We start from the raw sequence: 16824 nt of genomic DNA, 5'->3' as shown, positions 1-16824 counted from the left end.
AGGATGACGACGAAAACCCCTAAAAACCCGACCAATTCGCCGCGTTTGAGCTTCAAGCTCGATCCGGCTCAGCAGCGTTTTTTCGCTGATGAATCGCGCGTGCAAGTCGTCTGCTGGCATCGTCAGAAGGGCAAGGACTTCACGACGGCGGCGAAGGCCGTGATGCACGCGCTTCGCACCGGCCAGCCGTGGTACATCATCTCGTTGACGCAGCGGCAGGCCGACGAGACGTTCGCCAAGTGCGTGCAGTGGGCGAAGGCGTTTAAGGCGGTCATCGAAGCGACGAACGAGCGGGCGTTCACCGAATACGATGCGACGCTCGATGAAGAGTTCACATTCAGGGCGCGCGAGCTGATGCTCCCCGGCGGCGGCAAGGTCGTCAGTCTTCCCGGCCGCAACCCCGACACGCTCGCGGGCCTGACGGGCAATGTCATCTTCACGGAGTTCGGGCTTTTTCCGAAGGGCGGGTACGACCATTGGCGCGTCGTGTTCCCGCTGGCGACGCGCGGCTTTCATGTCATCGCCATCAGCACGCCGCGCGGCAAAGACTCCAAGTTCTTCGAGCTGGTCAACGATCCCGACACCTATGCCGTTCACTTCTGCGATATCTATCAGTCGATCGCCGAAGGGTTCGTGCTGCGCGATCAGAAGGGCGAGCCGACGACGCTGGACGTGTTCCGTAAGCTCTACGGCGATGAAGCGGGTTGGCAGCGGGAATACGAATGCAAGTTCACCGGCGACCTGGAAGCGCTGGTGAAATGGTCGCAGCTCATCGCCGCCGGTGAACTGGGCCGGTCGCATCCGTTCGACTTGCTGCGCGTCGATGGCGAGGCGGGTTGGGTCGAAGATTATTTCAAGTCGCGCATGCCGACGACGGGCCGTCTCGAAATGGGTTGGGACGTGGCGCGTCGCGGGCATCTGTCATCACTGTGGATCAATCATGCGTTGCCGGGCAAGTTCAAGTCGCTGCGCTTCCTCGTGCTGATGCACGGCGTGAGCTTCGAGCTACAGCGCCACATCGTCAAGGCGGCGATGAGCGGGCCGCGCGTCGGCGTCGGATGCGGCGACGCGACGGGCCTGGGCATGGACTCCAACGAAACGCTCCACGATCTGTATGGCGACCGCTGGGAGCCGGTGGACTTCGGCGGCAAGCGCAAGAGCGACCTGGGCAGCACGCTGGCGACGACGTTCACGGACGGCGGTCAGGCCATCCCGCCCATCGACGGCGCGCACAAGTTCATCGCGACGGACCTGTACGCGATCCAGAAGGAAGAGGAAGGCGGCGGCGCTTCGCGACGGCTCAAGCTTTACGAGACGCCGAACCCGCTGATGGGTGAGTCGCATTGTGATATCGCCTGGAGCGCCGCGTTGGCGCTTTACGGTTCGTCCCTGATCGGCGTGCGGCCTGGACTGTGGGTGCTCTGATGTTTGGACCGACCTTTTCGACGCTCACTTGTGCCGGGCTTACCGACCTGGCGTTCGCATCGCCGCAGTCGGACGCGGACGTGTATCGTGCGATGACGATGGGGCTGGGGGCCGTTCGTCATCCGCGCCCGTCGCAGACGTACAGCCGCGTCGCGGTGGTTTATGCGTGTGTGCGCGAAAAGGCCAAAGCGATCGGCGGCTTGCCGCTGATGATATCGACGGGCGAAGACAAGATCGTCGAAAGCGGCCCCGCGTCGGCGCTCACCGAACAGCCGAACCCGAACATGACGGCGCGCGCCTTTTGGTCGCACACATCGGCGTATCTGGACCTGTTCGGCCGCGTGCATTGGTGGCTTGAGCTTGATTCGATCGGTCGGCCGCTCTCCGTTATTCCGATCAACCCGCTCCAGATGAAGCCGATTGTTGATCGTTCGACGGGCAAACTCACCGGCTGGCGTTACAGCGCCGCCGGCGCTTTGCGCGGGCGACAGATGACCATCCCCGTCGATGAAGTCTGGACGATCATCGACCCGGACTACGAATCGCCGGATTGTCCCTTTGAAGGGTTGAGCCCGCGCAAAGCCGCCATGTCTGCGATCGCGCAGTATTGGAAAGCCGACATCGCCAATGAGTCATCGCTCGATAACGGCGTGACGCCATCGGGTGCGTTCGTGTTCCCGCCGACGATGACGGTGACGAAAGATGATCGTCGAGATATTACTGATGAGCTTCGGCAGTTCAATCAGGGCGTGGAGAATCGACGCAATTATCTGGTGCTCGGCGGTGGGATGGACTGGAAGCAACTCGGCGCCGACTTCGCCGACATGGAATTCAGCGAGCTGAAGGCGATGAGCCGAGTGGATATTTGCGCCGTCTTCAACGTGCCGCCGCCGGTGTGTGGTTTTTACGAAGACAGCAACTACGCGCACAGTGATAGTGCGGAGCAAAACTTTTGGGTGCGAACAATTCTTCCGCGCGGCGTCTGGCTCGCGGAGGAATGGACGATCGGCGTGTTGCGACGGTTTGAAGGCGATCGGTCGCTTGCCGCCGCCAACGCTTCGACGCGTCGGCTGGCGATCGATGAACGTGTGACGTTCGGCTATCGCTCCGCATCCAAAGCGGCCAGCCGTTCGCGTCGGAAGCTCTACGCGTGGTTCGACTCATCGGGCATTCCGGCGGTGCAGAAGGCCATGCTTGCGATGACGCAGTCGCTCAAGACATGGTTTGAAATGGGCGTGCCGCTCAACCAGATCATCCGCGCGTCCGGCGCGCCGTTCGAGGAAGTCACCTACGGCAATACATGGTTCAAACCGATTGCTCTTGTGGACGTTGCCGAGGATTCAACGCCCGGCAAGAACGATGGGACAGGCGCAGAGCCGATCGACGACGCGACGATGGATGATCGGTCATTCGATGATGAAGCGGTCACGAAGGCGGATGATTTGCTCGGTCACATCTGGATGCGTTGGCGTGCAAGTTGGGCGGGGCTTGAGCGTCTGGCATATAGCAAGCTCAAGCGCCACAACTTCGAGCTGCGCGCCGAGACGCTCGCACGGCTCAATCAGTATGTGCCGGAGATCGGCGTGAAGGCGTTGTCGGACATTGAGCGGCGCGACATAGTCACCAATATCGTCTTCGATATTGTTCCCGCCAACGGCAAGCTTCTGGCGAAGATGCGGCCGATCATCCGCGATAGCTATCGACTCGGCGGCGAGCAGTCGATGCAGGAAGCGGCCGACGCTCAGGGCGGAGCGAAACCTGGCAAATTCAACATGCGCGATGAACGCGTCGTGGCGAAGATGCGGCGGCGCGAAGTGCGCGTTACGGGGACGAACAAGACCACACAGCGCAAGCTCGCCAAAACGCTCGCCGAGGGACTCGACGCCGGCGAAGGCCGCGCCGACCTGGCGAAACGTGTGAAGGAAGTCTTTAAGGATGCGGCGGGCCGACGTGCGGCGAACATCGCGCGGACGGAAGTCAGTGCGGCGCTGGAGGAATCGAGACACGAAGGCCGAGAGCAGGCGGGCGTACCGCTCAAGTCGTGGCTCTGGTCGCGCAAGGAAACCGGCCGACCGGCCCACGCCGCGACGCAGCGCCAGACGATGGCGATGCCGATTCCCAACGGCGACCGCTTTACGATCGTCGGCACCGGGGAAACCTGTGACCATCCAAAAGACGCGTCGCTCTCAGCGGGTCAGTCCGTCAACTGCGGTTGCTTGGCGATATCACGATTCCCCGGCGACACGCTCAAGGCCGTGCTCGCCCGCTATGCAACGCGGGGCTTCCTGACCTACGAGCAGCTCATGCACCACGACCACCAGGCCGACACAACCGCCACGATCAAAGGCAAGGATGCCAGCGATGAACCGAACCAGCAAGTACATTGATGCCGCGCTTCAGATCCTCGACTACCACGATCGCACGCTCGCCCCGGCGGTCGGCGATCGCGGCATCGTCATCGGCGAGGTGCGCGGCATCGATGAGAGCAAGCGTCAGGTGACGGGCCTGCTCTCGAACGACTCGATTGATCGCTACGGCGAAGTCGTCTTGCCCTCCGCGTTCGCCAAGTCGCTCGATCGCTTCATGCTCAATCCGAAGTTCATGGCGCAGCATGTCTACGGCGCGCCGGACGGAAGCCCGACTTCGATCGGCCATTGGGCCGACGTGAAGATCACGAAGGAAGGCTTGATCGGCACGGCGCAGTTTCTTCCGGCGGGTGATGCGCTGGCCGATGCCTGGTGGTTCCGCTTCGTCAACAAGGCCGTGCGGACGTTCAGCGTCGGCTTCATGACGCGCTCATGGGAGATGCGGCCGGTGTCGATCGACGGCGAGACGAAAATGATCCGCCACTTCACCGGGGCGGACCTGCTCGAAGTGTCGGCGGTGGAGATTCCCGCCAACGCGGACGCGCTCGTGCGGAGCGCCGGCAAGCGCGACGGCGACGGGGTTTCAAAGGAGCTTCGAGCGCAGATTGAAACGGTTGTGAAAGAGATTCTGACCGCAGGCCCAGGCGGCTACTTGTACGCGGCGGTTGAGGATGCCATCGAAGCGTACGGCCACGCGGGCTTGAGCGGTGCGGACTTCTACGAAGGCATCCACGGCGATGACGATGACGCGCCCGACGCGTCGCCGGATTCAGAGGGCCAGTCACTCAAAACCATGCTGCGCGACGTGCTCGCACGAAGCGCGTGATAAGGACAATCTCATGCCTCCGACGATGACACTCGACAACGAAACCCGCGAGCTTTTCAACGAAGTGAAAACGCAGCTCGCGGAAGGCAACAAGATCAAGAGCGCCGTCGCTCAGCTCGAAGAGCAGATGAAGGGCCTGCCGCAGACGATCGAGCGCAAGCTCGAAGCGATCCGCCGCACGGTCTACGACGATCGCGGGCGCTATCGCGGCATCGCGTTCCACTCTGAAGAGGAAGCCCGCGGATTCGGCCTGTATGTGTTGGCCAAGATCGGCGGCGATGCGCGGGCGCTGGGTGCGCTCAAAGCCGAGTTCAAGGATGTGTTCGAGCGTGCGATGGGCGACGACCCGGCCACGATCGGCACGCCCATCGAATACTCGAACCGCGTGCAGCGGCTCGTGGAGGAGTTCGGCGTATTCGCGGCCAACGCTTTCCCGATGCCGATGACTTCTGACCGTTTGACCTTCCAGCGGCGGACGAGCGGCTTGACGGTGTTCAAGACCGGCCGCAACGTCGCCGCCACGGGGAGTGACCCGAAATATGCGACCGTGGACCTCAACGCCGATGAATGGAACACGCTGACGCTGTATCCCAAGTCGCTCGGCGAAGACGCGGCGGTGGCCGTGGGCGAGCTGATCGCACTGGAGATCGGCCAGGCGTTCGCCGAGGCGCTCGACGATGCCGGGTTCATCGGTGACGGCACGCCGACGTATCTGGATGTGCAGGGCCTGACGACGCGCCTTGTGGCGATCAACGGCGTCGATGACGGCGGCGGCCTGGTGCTCGGCACGGGGGCCAACGGGGCGGGGTGGGGATCGCTTGTGCTCGATGACTTCCTGAAGGTCAAGGGCCGTGCCCCGCGCTACGCGCAGCGGAACGGCAAGTGGTACGTGTCGTCGCAGTTCTACTGGACGGTGATGGCCAAGATCATTCTCAGCCAGGGCGGGACCACCAGCGCCGAGATCGAAGGCCGGCGATCGCTGATGTTCCTGGGCGACCAGGTCGAGATCACGCAGTCGATGCCGGGCACGCAGGGCAACAGCCAGGTGTGCGCCGCATACGGCGATCTTCGCCTCAGCTCGACGCACGGCGTGCGCAAAGAACTGACGATCGAACAGAGCAACGACGTGAGATTTATTGAGCGGCAGGTTGCCGTTTTGGGCACGCAGCGCCATGCCGTGGCCAATCACTCGCTCGGCACGGCGACGGAGGCCGGACCGATCGTCGGCCTCATCACGCCGGCGGCGTAATCGTCTCTTTGTCCAGGTCCGGCGGGGAGCGTTCCCCGCCGGGCTTTCATGAACCATCCCTGAAAGTTTCTAGGAAACTTTCCAGAAAATATCTAGGAAACATTCCCCATGCTCAACGAACTACAGAACACGAAGATTCAGGGGGCGATCCTGCCCGCCGCGATCAAAGACGATGCGGCCTTCGCCGCACAGGTCATCGACAAGACGGACTTCCCCGGCTGCGACTACCTTGAGTTCGTCGGCGTGCTCGGCTCGATCGACGCGACGGCGGCGGTGCTCAAGGTGATGGAATCTGACACGAAAACAAACGCCACGACGCTCGGCGGTACGCCGTCGCTGGTCAAGGATTCGACGACGAAGCCGGGCGCGAACGACGACGGCAAGACGTTCGTCTTCGGCATCGACCTGCACAAGACGCGGCAGCGCTACCTTCAGCTTCAGGGCACGGCCGGCGACGGTGCGGCGGGCACGTTCCTGGCGGCGGTGGTCATCGGACGCCGGCTCGTGGAGTCGTCGCCCAATGCGGCCGATCGCGGGCTGCTCTTCGCCCAATACGCCTGATCGACGACGACTCACAACCCCGCCGCCGCACCGGCACCACCACCTTCATTATCCCCGCAGGGGGGACACTCACCGGCGGCGGGGCTTGAATCGCCCTCACAGTCTTGACTGAAAGGCCATCATGAAACGCAAGACGCCCGACAAAATAAACCCCAGCGACATCGTGCAACTCACGCAGAACGTCGGCGAATATCTGACCGGCCAAACCTTCACGCGCCACGACGCCGAAGCGCTCGGCATCGACAAGGCGCATCTGCGTGACTTCGTGACCGATCGAGCGGTCAAGAGCGGTGACAGTACGACGCGCTGAGAGATTCGACGCCATGCCGAACCCAATCGAGCAAGACGTAAAGATCAACTATGACGGCCAGGGGATGGACCGCGCCGTCAACGATCAAACGCGTCTAAAGGAAGAAGTCAAAGATAGCGGCGAGGCGGCGAAGGAGACCACGCGCGACAACGAGCAACTGTCCCAGGCGACGGCGCAAACAAGCGCGGTAACGAAAGACGCATCGCGCGAAGCCGAGCGGCTTGCCGCCTCGACGCGCGTTGTCGGTGATGAGACTGAGCGAACAGCGGAGAAGACCGGGCTTTGGTCGCGCATCGTCGAAGGAGCGACGACGCAGGTCACTGGCTTGGCTTCCGTGTTCATCGGCGGGTTTGGCATTAACGCTTTGCTCGAGCGCTACAACTCGATGCTGGAGGAAAACAATCGCCTGCTCGAAGAGAATGCGGAAAAGACGCGCCGTGCGGCGGACGCGCGGCTTGATCTTGTTGCGCTGAGCGGATTCGAGTCGCCGGAAGACATCGCGTTTCTCGATGAGGCGTCATCTCTATCCGGCCGCAGTCAGTCGGAGGTCGCCAGAGCGCAAACGCTCATAACAAGCCGGTTCCCCAACGCATCAAAGGAGCAAATTCAGCAGCTCGTCATGCTCACCGCAGCGCAAGGGCAGATTACCGAAGCGCCATTGACATCGCTGGCCGACCCGCTCGGCACGCTCTTCAATGCGACGAAAGACCCCGTAAAGGCGTCGAACCTGCTCAACGAAGCGATCAAACAAGCGGGCGAGCCGGACCCCGCCAAGCTTGGCCCGCTCATCGGCAAATTCAATTCGATCGGCTCAGCGGTCGGCGGCCTCGATGCCGGCGAATCGACGGGCATGGTCGCCGCCGTGACGGGACTCGATATTCCCAACGACCAGGCGACGACCGGACTGGCGCGGCTGGTCATCGCGTTGCGTGGCGCAGGGACACCGGACGGGAGGAAGATTCTTTCACGGGAAGGCATCACCGGCGACGATCTGATCGGGAGCATTAAACAGATCACCGCCGCATACCGGGCTGGGAAGATATCGCGTGCGGAGCTTGAGCAGATCGGAGGAGCTGAGGCGTTGCCGATCATCGCGAAGCTTACCGACCCGCAAATCGAAAAGGATTTCTTCGCCAAAGTCGGCGCAGTCAATGCGGCGGAGGATCGAACGGACCTGATCATCGAACAGAATACGCGGTCGGGCTTGTCCGGCGATATTCAGCGTCTGAACTTGCTGGCGAAACAGGAAGAGGCAAAAACGGCGGCGATTCAATCGTCCGATGTGAATGCAATCGAACGCGACGCCGCCAGGGCAACGATGATTCGTGTGTTGAACGAGGCGCAGCGGCGCGGCGAGATTACGCCCTATTACGTAAATCAAGCGATCGAAGGATTCGACCGCTCAATGTCCGTCGATTCGACTTCCGCCGAGGCCATCCATGGCGCGTTGACCGAAGCGGAGATGAACACCAGCCAATTCGGAATACGCCCGGCAATCAACCTTGAAGACCGTGTCAACGAAAGTCTGAAACGAGGCCCGCGATACATCAACATGCAGGACTTGAAACCGACGAACATCACCGTCCACACCGGCGACAACTACAACCTGGTTCATCCGGACGGTACGACGCACCAGACGGAGCGGCCGGGGAGGGACGATTTGCCGTGACGAACAGGTGAACGGCTCGGCGGCCTTTCACACCCCGCACGGCTTCCACACGTGCGGGCTTTGAAGTGCCCCCGAACGGCCTTTAAGGCCCGTTCGACAGACCAACAAAAATGCCCCGGCCAACGGTCGGGGCGATCCTACGCGCCATATGTTTTGGACAAAATGCGTCACATTTGGACATTTTGATCGCGCCGCTACAACCTCGCAACCGCGTTTTGCCCGCCTCGGTTATCGGATTTTGGCGAACGCCGATCGCGCGTTTTCGGACTTGTGGCGTTAAGATGGAGAAGATGGCAAATGTAGTGTATTTCGGAATGGACGAAACGTAAATATCGGACGCGGAACGGAAGGCGTCAAATTGGCATGTTTTGGTGCAAAGCCAATGTAATGAGCAACATACGACGATGGTTCAGAACGTGTGCACGCTCAAGCCCGGCGGCGCGGATGTACGATATATGGTGCAGAGAGATATGCGTGTGACTACTGGCCGCAAGGATGCGGCCGCGACAGACCTCCACGGCGGGAGACCCTCCTTTTGAACCCAGGGACGATTGTCATGGACATCAACTCAATCGGTACGCAAGGTAGTGCCCTCTCGCGCATCGCGGCGCGACGGGCGGCGGAACAAGGGACGAACCTCAATGGCTCGACCCCCCGTCCCGGCGACAGCGTCGAAGTCTCCGCGGCGGCCCAACTCCTGGCCCGACTCTCGGATCTGCCCGATGTGCGTCACGACCTGGTCGATCGCGTCCGCTCCGAGATCCAGAGCGGCGAATACGAAACGCCCGGCAAACTCGACGCAGCCGTCAACGCGCTGATCGACGATGCACAGCTTTTCTAAGCGTGCAATCCCTTTGAGCCCCCCTCATGGCCGAGGCCCGTGTGCCTCGGCTTTTTTATGCGCGATCCATTTCATGAGCCGATAAGCAATGGCATGAAGCTCGACGTGCTTCGCAAACTCGTGCCCGTCGCCGACCTGGCCGCCCTGCGCGCCCGCTATGCCCCCGAGCAGCGGACGCTCGTCCTCTGTCACGGCTGCTTCGACATCGTCCATCCCGGCCACGTCCGCTACCTCCAGTTCGCCAAACAGCAGGGCGACATCCTCATCGTCTCGCTCACCGGCGACGACGCCATCGAAAAATCCGACGGCATGCGCCCCTACGTCCCGCAGGAGCTTCGCGCCGAATCGCTCGCCGCCCTCGAGTTCGTTGACCACGTCGTCATCGCCGACGACCCCACCGCCGAGCCGATCATCCGCTCCCTCGCCCCGCATGTATACGTCAAGGGCAAGGAATACGAGCACTCCGCCGACCCGCGATTCCTCGCTGAGAAGCATCTCGTCGAGTCGCAGGGCGGGCGCGTCATCTATTCCTCCGGCGAAGTCGTCTACTCGTCCACCGCCCTGCTCGAATCGGCCGTCGCTGCCGACGGTGCGGGCGAAGCCCGTCGCCTCGCGGCCTGCTGTCAGCGATGGGGCGTCGATGTCGTCTCGCTCCGCCGCACGATCAGCGGGTCGTTCGTCGGCAAGAAGGTCGCCATCATCGGCGACGCCCTGCTCGACCGCTACGTCTTCTGCGATGCGATGGACGTCGCCGGCGAAGCGCCGATCCTCTCGGTGCGTCCGCTCGACGAGGCGACGTACCTCGGCGGGGCCGCCATCATCGCCGCGCATATCAAAGCCCTCGGCGCCACCGCGCACCTGTTCACCACCCTCGCCGACGACGCCGACTCCGCCGAGCTGATCGCCCGGCTTGAGGCCGCGCATATCCGCCACACCACGCTGCCGACCCGCCGGAATCTTCCGACAAAACAGCGGTTTCTCGTCGATTCTCAGAAACTGCTCAAGGTCGACCGCGCCGCCGCGCAGCCCCTCGATACGACCGCCCAGCGTCGCCTCGAAGCCGCGCTTTACGATCTGCGTGACGACCTCGACGCCGTGATCTTCGCCGACTTCGGGTATGGCACGATCACCACCGCCCTCCTCGAAAAGCTCATGCCCATGCTCCGCCCGCACGTCGCCATCATCACCGGCGACGTCTCCGGCCCCCGCCGCACATTGCTCGCCATGCAGCAGGCCGACCTGCTCACACCCACCGAACGCGAACTGCGCGGCATCCTCGGCAACAACGACGAATCCCTCCCCGCCGCCGCCATGTCGCTCATGAAACAGCTTCGCACGCCCAACCTTGCCGTGACCATGGGCCGTCGCGGATGCGTGCTCTTCCGTCCGCGCGAAACCGAAGTGGCCGATTACTTCACTTCGCGTCTCCGCAGCGAGTACCTGCCCGCCCTCGCCCATCACGCCGTCGACCCCGTCGGCGCCGGCGACGCCTTCCTCTCCGCCGCCACCCTGATGCTCACCACCGGCGCGACGCTCAATCAGGCCGGCTACCTCGGCTCCGCCGCCGCCGCCCTCGCCATCGCCCGCATCGGCAACCAACCCGTCTCCCGCGATGACCTGATGCGCTACCTCACCACCCGCCCCGAACTCGCCCGCCCCCTCCCGAGCAACCACGCCGCCGGCTATCCCGTTTAGCGGCGGGGCACCGCCCCGCACTCCCATATGGCGATTTGGCGATATCGCGAAGTGGCGATCGCCATGCCATTTTTCACCACTTCACCACTTCACTCGCCCGCGCACTCGTGCGCCGACTCTTGCGTTTTTCAACCTATCCGTGCGCCCCCGTTCCCGCCTCAAAAACCGCATATTCCTGCCCTGATCCTGCACTTCCCGCGCGCACGGGCGCGCCCGTGCGCACCGCCGGGGAGGCCCCGACACGACCGTGCGCGATCAATCAAGGACTTACAGAAACGCGCGCACACCGGAGGCGAATTTGCCTTTCCGGTGCGCGAATTACGAAACACCTGTGCGCCGAACGACGCAATTGCATACTGACGATTCACGACGAGGCAAATTCTGTTCCGCTCCAACCGGATGTGAATCACGAAAATTCAAACGAATCGCCGACCGCGTGAAGTGCAATTGAGCGTCATTGCCTATCATCGTATCTACGAACGCGTGTGAGCCCGGATCGACGAAATTGAACGGTAGCGCCCATGAAGACTCACTCGTCGAGATTTTCCATGATTGTTGCTGGCGTGATGTTGTTGATCGCGTTTTTGGTTCTTAGAACGTGTGTGAGAAGGCGGAGTTTAACGAGCCGCGACCGTCAGGGCGCGGTCACGGCGCCACCCGTTGTTACCTGTTTCGACCGCTCCCTAACGGTCGCGGCTCGTCGATCAATGATCTTCTCACACACGTTCTAACTCTTCAATCACTCGAGTTCGAACCGTGTCGCAGGACAGGTCGTCGACCTGCGCCACGTCACTGCTTCACGCCACTGAATCGATCAAGCTAAAATGCTTCATGGCTTCCCGCGCCGCGCTGCCGCTGATTATTTTGTTCGCATGCTTGTTCGCCGCCGGGTGCGCGACGTCCGTCATCGTGAACAAGCCCTATGCGCAGGTCGTTCAGACCGTCCGCCGCATGTATCCATCGCAAGCGTTCCAGGGCGCGATCGCCGGACCGGGCAATCCATTGATGGACGAATTTCTCGCCCTCGCTTCGCCCCCTGCCGGCACCGTCGCACCCGCCATTACCGGCAGCCCCCGCTTCGTGCGCCATAAGGAACCCAACACCGGCGCACAATGGGTCGTGAACATCATCGACTACCGCGGCGCCCCCGCCAGCATCGACACCGACATCGTCATCGACGCCGTTGACACGTCCGACACCCGCATCCGCATCACCGCGCGCGACTACAACACACCGTTCGGGCTCTTCGGCGGATCCATTCGCGATGCGTCATACGAACGCGCCCGCCTCGATGAAATCCAACGGGAACTCGACAGTGCAACCCTCGTGCCCTGATGCAGTCAATCACATGGGAATCCTCTACCGAATACGGGTGCGGCAAACGCGACTGACGGTTGATCAGTTCATGGAGCGGCTCGCGGCGCATGTCGAGCCGATCACGACGTTCCGGAGGCAGCGAACGGAATCCGGTCGCCCGCTCGCGGGATGGCTGACGCAAGACGCATTCACCGTTCAACTGAATTCGTCGATTTGGCAATTGCAGGTTTCAGGGAAGGTGGTCGCGAAGTCCGATGGAGCGGCGGTGGAGGTCACCTCCTTCCCGGCAATCCCGTTGCAAATCGCCCTCGTTCTGTGCGTTACCCTATTGCTGTCCATTGGCGGCCCCGACGCGCTGGTCATCGGTCTTTGGCTCTTGGGCGTCGCGACATGGTCGATATTTCACACATGCAATCTCGCCGCCATCGAACACGAACTTGACGCTCTGTGCGGCGAATCGCATTGACCGGTAAAGCCGAGCGGGTCGATGGCACGCCCGGTCGGCCGATTCGGCGATCGCCGATGCGGGTGAATCCTTATCGCGTCCAAGCGACTGTCGATACTCGGCTTGCGCTGTATCAAAAATTATTGCCCGGATTTTTGGTGACGAAATGATTTCTCGCGGTAAATTGATATGTGAGCCCCGCAGAGGCGTTTGTGCGGGGTGAGGCGTTGGAACGATCACTTTGTTGCATTGAGGCAGAGGCGCTCGCGCAGGAGAATTCGAATGGACGGCAGTCAGCGTCGGTTTGGGCGTTGGGTGTGGTGTACGCTCGTGATGGTTCCATCACTGGCACAGGCGGCCAGTCAGACGTGGAACGGCACGACGGACGGGCTGTGGGCGACGGGTACCAACTGGTCCGGCGGCGCGGCGCCGGGGATCACCAGCGTCTCGACCACCTCGGGGCAGACGACCAACATCGCCACCTTCAATAACGCCGGCAACGGCAACACCGCGATCACCGTGGATGCCAATCGCATCATTGGACAGATCGTCTTCGACACGTCCAGCGCGGCGGCGTACACCTTCGGCGGATCGAAGCTGGTGCTGGACACGACGGTGTTCGGGCCGGGCATCACGATCAACGCCGGCGTGACCACCAATCAGATTTTCAACGTCAACATCGGCAACCTCAGCGCGCCCGTGTACACCAACAACGGCTCGGGCACGCTGACGTTCAACGGCGTGCTGAGCCGGGAAAACTCCTCCAACGGCACGCAGCAATTCGACGGCACCGGCACGATCATCGTCAATGGCAACTTCGCCTCGAGCATCGGCACCGTCAACAAGAACGGCACCGGCACGCTCGAACTCAACGGCGCCAACCTGTACAACAACACGCTCGTGCTCAACAACGGCACGGTCAAGATCGGCAACACCGCGGCACTCAACGGCAAGGCGGTGGACTTCGGGTCCAATGCCAACACCAAGACGCTTCAGCTCAACAGCACGAGCGTCGCCATCGCCGGGATCGACACCGGCGCGACCGTCGGGACAAGCATCGTCGAGAACGGCGGCGCGAGCAACGCCACGCTGACCATCAACAACAGCAGCGGCACGTTCACCTACGCCGGCACGCTTCAGGACGGCTCGGGCGGCGGGACGCTGGCCCTGACCCGCTCCACCGCCGGCGGCACGCTGACACTCTCCGGCACCGCCAGCTACTCCGGACAAACCACCGTCTCCAACGGCACCTTGAACCTGACCGGCGCGTTCTCCGGCACCAGCAACATCTCCGCCACCGGCGGCATCCTCAATCTCACCAATGCCTTCTCCGGCAACGGCAACGTCAGCGTCGCCGGCGGCACCGTCAACGTCACCGGACTGCACTCGGGCTCCGGCTCCGTCACCGTCTCCAGCGGCACGTACACCGACTCGGCCAACATCACCAACATGTCGACGCTGGGCGTGTCGGGCGGCTCGGCCAACCTCTCGGGCAACATCAGCAGCATGAGCGGCGCGACGCTCACCGCCGGCACCACCACGCTCTCGGGCAACAACTCGTTCAACGGCGCGATCGCACTGAGCAGCACGGCTGTGCTCAACATCCAGTCCAACACCGCCCTGGGCTCGACGGTCGGCGGCACGACCGTCGGCTCCGGCGCCCGGCTGGAGCTGCAAGGCAACATCACCGTCACCGGCGAGAGTCTGACTATCGCCGGGACCGGCACGAACAACATCGGCGCGCTTCAGACCAAGACCGGCGACAACATTTGGGACGGCAACATTCTTCTGTCCAACGTCGCCAACACGCGCATCGGAGCCGACGCCGGCTCGCTGACCGTCACGGGCGTCATCAGCGACGGCGCCAACACCGTCGACCTCAACGTCCGCAACAACACCGGCACGACGATTCTCAGCGGCGTGAGCACGTACAAGGGCGCGACGAACATCGTCGTCGGCCTGCTCAAGATCGACGTCGGCAACGACCGACTGCCCACCGGGACGACGCTGCATCTGGGCAACGGGACGAACGTGGGCACGGCGACGTTCGACCTCAACGCCCGCAATCAGACCGTTGCCGGGCTTGTCAATGACGGCACGACGATGAGCATGCTCATCACCAACAACGGCGGGTCGGCCTCGACGTTCACCGTCAACAACGCCTCCGCCAACTCCTTCTCGGGCAACATCAATTCCGGCGCCAGCGCCCTGAACCTCGTCAAGGGCGGGGCGGGCACGCTGACGCTGCTGGCGACCAACACCTACGGCACGACGACGATCAATGCCGGCACGTTGCAGATCGGCAACAACGGCACCGTCGGCACGCTCGGCACCGGCGCGGTCACCGACAACGGCACGCTCAACATCAACCGCTCGGACAATGTGACGATCGCCAACGACATCTCCGGCACCGGCGCACTGACCAAGTCGGCCCTGAACACCGTCACGCTCACCGGCAATAACAGCTATGGCGCGACGACGATCTCGTCGGGCACGCTTCAGGTCGGCAACGGCGGAACGACCGGCTCGATCGGCACGGGCGCGGTCACCAACACCGGCACGTTGACTTTCAACCGCTCCGATTCCATCACCGTCGCCAACGCCATCTCCGGCACGCTCGGCAACGTGATCCAACTCGGCTCGGGCACGACGATCCTCACCGGCGCCAACTCCTACACCGGCACGACGACCATCACCGCCGGCACGCTCCAGATTGGCAACGGCGGAACGATCGGCACGCTGGGCACCGGCTCCGTCACCGACAACGGCATCCTCGCCTTCAACCGCTCCGACAACATCACCGTGAGCAACGCCATCTCCGGCTCGGGTTCGCTGACGAAGTCGGCCGCCAACACGCTGATCCTCACCGGCGGCAACAGCTATGGCGCGACGACGATTTCCGCCGGCACACTTCAGATCGGCAACGGCGGCACGACCGGGTCGCTCGGCACCGGCAATGTGACCGACAACGGAACGCTGACCTTCAACCGGTCCAATTCGCTGACCGTCAACAACGACATCTCCGGTTCCGGCGCCCTCACGCATTCGGGCTCCGGCTCGCTGACCCTCGGCGGCAACAACTCCTACGCCGGCACGACCACCGCGTCCAACGGCAACCTGATCATCGCCTCCAGCACCGCGCTGGGTTCGACGGCGGGCGTGACGAACATTACGAGCACGGCCACGAAGCTGATCCTCTCCAACAACATCAGCGTCGTGGGCGAGACCGTCAACACCACGTACCTGCAGAACCTCTCGGGCACGAACTCCTGGAGCGGCGCGGTGTCCAACAACGCCAACGCGCAGCTCACGCTCGAATCGCTCGCCGGGTCGATGACGATCAGCGGGGCTGTCAACGCCGCGTTCGCCGGGAACCACACGCTCAATCTCCGCGGGGCCGGCGACGGCACGCTCTCGGGCAACGTCACCGGCGTGTTCGCGTTCAACAAGCTGGACGGGGGCACATGGACGATTTCGGGGGCGAGCAAGACGTGGACCGGCGAAGGGTCGACCAACACGGTCGGCGCGGGCAAGCTGCTGCTGGACACGGGCATCACCAGCGATCGGCCGTGGGCCGTGAGCGGCGGCGCGACGCTCGGCGGCGTCGGGTCGATCACGGCGTCGAGTCTGACGGTCAACGGAACGATCGCGCCGGGCGATTCGCCGGGCACGTTCACCATGAATGGCGCGCTGAACCTCAACAACGAATACCTGTTCGAACAGGTGGGCGGCGTGGCCGACCGCATCAGCGTCAACGGCACCCTGACGCTCGGCGCTTCAAGCGTCTTGAACATCACGACGTCGCTGAGCGGCATGGTGATCATCCTCGCCGACTACACGACGCTCAACGGCTCCTTCGGCACGATCCTCAATCAGCAGGGCCACAGCATCGACTACAACTATCTGGGCCTGCACCAGATCGCCCTCTTGATCCCCACGCCGGCGGCGCTGCCGGCGGGATTGATGCTGATGGCGGGGCTGATCGGGCGCCGCAAGCGATAACGCACGGACCGACAAATGCTTGAAGCCGGCCGGTGGATGCGTCGGCAGGTTTTTTCATGGGCATGTACCGCCGCCGACGCCGCGGCCGTATATAAAGGTGACTCTTTGCGCGCCTGGA

The 16824-nt window shown here is 62.8% G+C and carries 12 protein-coding genes; all 12 read left to right on the top strand.

The window, feature by feature from the left end:
• The first annotated feature begins 3 nt into the window (after positions 1–3).
• The 12 genes from GC162_10865 to GC162_10810 all read left to right on the top strand — a co-directional run bounded on the left by GC162_10865 (position 4) and on the right by GC162_10810 (position 16706).
• A complete protein-coding gene (locus GC162_10865) occupies positions 4–1425 on the top strand; it encodes a hypothetical protein (GenBank protein ID MBI1369141.1) in 1422 nt (473 codons plus the stop codon).
• A complete protein-coding gene (locus GC162_10860) occupies positions 1425–3812 on the top strand; it encodes a phage portal protein (GenBank protein ID MBI1369140.1) in 2388 nt (795 codons plus the stop codon). The genes GC162_10865 and GC162_10860 overlap by 1 nt, the downstream gene beginning before the upstream one ends.
• A complete protein-coding gene (locus GC162_10855) occupies positions 3778–4617 on the top strand; it encodes a hypothetical protein (protein ID MBI1369139.1) in 840 nt (279 codons plus the stop codon). The genes GC162_10860 and GC162_10855 overlap by 35 nt, the downstream gene beginning before the upstream one ends.
• Entirely contained in the window at positions 4529–5866 is a 1338-nt protein-coding gene (locus tag GC162_10850) for a phage major capsid protein (GenBank protein MBI1369138.1), read from the top strand. The genes GC162_10855 and GC162_10850 overlap by 89 nt, the downstream gene beginning before the upstream one ends.
• A gap of 108 nt (positions 5867–5974) precedes the next feature.
• Positions 5975–6427, top strand: a complete 453-nt coding sequence (locus tag GC162_10845; protein ID MBI1369137.1) for a hypothetical protein — start codon at positions 5975–5977, stop codon at positions 6425–6427.
• Between the two features lie 121 nt (positions 6428–6548).
• Positions 6549–6737, top strand: a complete 189-nt coding sequence (locus tag GC162_10840; GenBank protein ID MBI1369136.1) for a hypothetical protein — start codon at positions 6549–6551, stop codon at positions 6735–6737.
• A gap of 13 nt (positions 6738–6750) precedes the next feature.
• The gene (locus tag GC162_10835) at positions 6751–8406 is read left to right on the top strand and encodes a hypothetical protein (protein MBI1369135.1); all 1656 of its coding nucleotides are present in this window, start codon (positions 6751–6753) and stop codon (positions 8404–8406) included.
• A gap of 556 nt (positions 8407–8962) precedes the next feature.
• Positions 8963–9247, top strand: a complete 285-nt coding sequence (locus GC162_10830) for a hypothetical protein (GenBank protein ID MBI1369134.1) — start codon at positions 8963–8965, stop codon at positions 9245–9247.
• 57 nt (positions 9248–9304) lie between these two features.
• A complete protein-coding gene (locus GC162_10825; protein ID MBI1369133.1) occupies positions 9305–10942 on the top strand; it encodes an adenylyltransferase/cytidyltransferase family protein in 1638 nt (545 codons plus the stop codon).
• An 831-nt stretch (positions 10943–11773) separates the two neighbouring features.
• The gene (locus GC162_10820; GenBank protein ID MBI1369132.1) at positions 11774–12277 is read left to right on the top strand and encodes a hypothetical protein; all 504 of its coding nucleotides are present in this window, start codon (positions 11774–11776) and stop codon (positions 12275–12277) included.
• 13 nt (positions 12278–12290) lie between these two features.
• Positions 12291–12725 carry a hypothetical protein gene (locus GC162_10815; GenBank protein ID MBI1369131.1) on the top strand — a complete coding sequence of 145 codons (435 nt, stop codon included), beginning with the start codon at positions 12291–12293 and terminating at the stop codon, positions 12723–12725.
• A gap of 261 nt (positions 12726–12986) precedes the next feature.
• The gene (locus GC162_10810) at positions 12987–16706 is read left to right on the top strand and encodes a hypothetical protein (GenBank protein ID MBI1369130.1); all 3720 of its coding nucleotides are present in this window, start codon (positions 12987–12989) and stop codon (positions 16704–16706) included.
• Positions 16707–16824 lie beyond the last annotated feature (118 nt).

The sequence above is a fragment of the Planctomycetota bacterium genome (assembly GCA_016125255.1).
Lineage (GTDB): Bacteria > Planctomycetota > Phycisphaerae > Phycisphaerales > Zrk34 > RI-421.
This window is presented reverse-complemented; position numbering and strand designations above follow the sequence as displayed.

Excerpts from the sequence above, each read along its gene's own strand:
- GC162_10865 (MBI1369141.1), top strand. The coding sequence starts at position 4 with ATGACGACGAAAACCCCTAAAAACCCGACCAATTCGCCGCGTTTGAGC.
- GC162_10820 (MBI1369132.1), top strand. The coding sequence starts at position 11,774 with ATGGCTTCCCGCGCCGCGCTGCCGCTGATTATTTTGTTCGCATGCTTG.
- GC162_10855 (MBI1369139.1), top strand. The coding sequence starts at position 3,778 with ATGCCAGCGATGAACCGAACCAGCAAGTACATTGATGCCGCGCTTCAG.
- GC162_10810 (MBI1369130.1), top strand. The coding sequence starts at position 12,987 with ATGGACGGCAGTCAGCGTCGGTTTGGGCGTTGGGTGTGGTGTACGCTC.
- GC162_10830 (MBI1369134.1), top strand. The coding sequence starts at position 8,963 with ATGGACATCAACTCAATCGGTACGCAAGGTAGTGCCCTCTCGCGCATC.
- GC162_10845 (MBI1369137.1), top strand. The coding sequence starts at position 5,975 with ATGCTCAACGAACTACAGAACACGAAGATTCAGGGGGCGATCCTGCCC.
- GC162_10840 (MBI1369136.1), top strand. The coding sequence starts at position 6,549 with ATGAAACGCAAGACGCCCGACAAAATAAACCCCAGCGACATCGTGCAA.
- GC162_10850 (MBI1369138.1), top strand. The coding sequence starts at position 4,529 with ATGACGATGACGCGCCCGACGCGTCGCCGGATTCAGAGGGCCAGTCAC.
- GC162_10860 (MBI1369140.1), top strand. The coding sequence starts at position 1,425 with ATGTTTGGACCGACCTTTTCGACGCTCACTTGTGCCGGGCTTACCGAC.
- GC162_10825 (MBI1369133.1), top strand. The coding sequence starts at position 9,305 with ATGCGCGATCCATTTCATGAGCCGATAAGCAATGGCATGAAGCTCGAC.
- GC162_10835 (MBI1369135.1), top strand. The coding sequence starts at position 6,751 with ATGCCGAACCCAATCGAGCAAGACGTAAAGATCAACTATGACGGCCAG.
- GC162_10815 (MBI1369131.1), top strand. The coding sequence starts at position 12,291 with ATGGGAATCCTCTACCGAATACGGGTGCGGCAAACGCGACTGACGGTT.